1 protein-coding gene is annotated in these 712 nt (G+C 71.8%); it reads right to left on the bottom strand.

All coding sequences use genetic code 11. From position 1 onward, the window contains the following. Positions 1–6 precede the first annotated feature (6 nt). Positions 7–712 (bottom strand): helix-turn-helix transcriptional regulator (locus EAO75_RS44685; RefSeq protein WP_148000857.1); only part of this gene is annotated, 706 nt, incomplete at its 5' end.

A 712-nucleotide genomic window follows, 5' to 3' on the forward strand; every position in this document is an offset into this window, starting at 1 on the left:
CCCTGATCACGGGATCACGGCGGACCCGGCGGCATCGGACGACGACGCCCGCGGCCCGTCCAGCCCCACCTGCGCTATGCGCACCCCGAGTTGGGTACGGCTCGCCGCCCCCAGCGTCTCCGACAGCCGCGCGATGTGCGCCCGGCACGTCCGTACGCTTATCCCCAGCCGCTCCGCGATCACCGCGTCCTGGTGCCCCTCGGCGAGCAGCGCGGCGATGGACTGTTCGCGGTGGGAGATGCCTTCGATGCCGGTGTCGGGCAGGGGCGCCGTCAGCGGGATCGCGAGGCGCCAGAGCCGCTCGAAGGTCGTGACGAAGTAGCCGACGAGGGCCTCGTGACGGATCTCCAGGGCGAGGGTGCGGTCCTTGTTGGCGGGGATGAAGGCGACCTCACGGTCGATGACGATGAGCCGGTCGGTGACCTCGTCCAGGGTGCGGGCCTCGGCGTCGCCCCGGAGGTGCTCGTAGCGCGCCATGACGAGGGGCCGGTAGCGCTGTGTGTGCTGGTACAGGGTGCGGATGCGGCCACCGCGGTCCAGCAGGGCCTGGTCGCGGTCCAGCGCCAGCGCCTGGGCCGTCTCGGTGCGCGCCTCGCTCTGCTGGGTGGTGGGCTGGATGCTCAGCAGCTCCCGGGACGCCTCGATCATGGCCTCGGTGAGGGCGTGATTGATCCGCTCGGTGCCGCTGAGCACGGTGATCGCCGGGTTGTCC

It is taken from the genome of Streptomyces sp. UW30 (assembly GCF_008042075.1).
Taxonomy (GTDB): Bacteria; Actinomycetota; Actinomycetes; order Streptomycetales; family Streptomycetaceae; genus Streptomyces.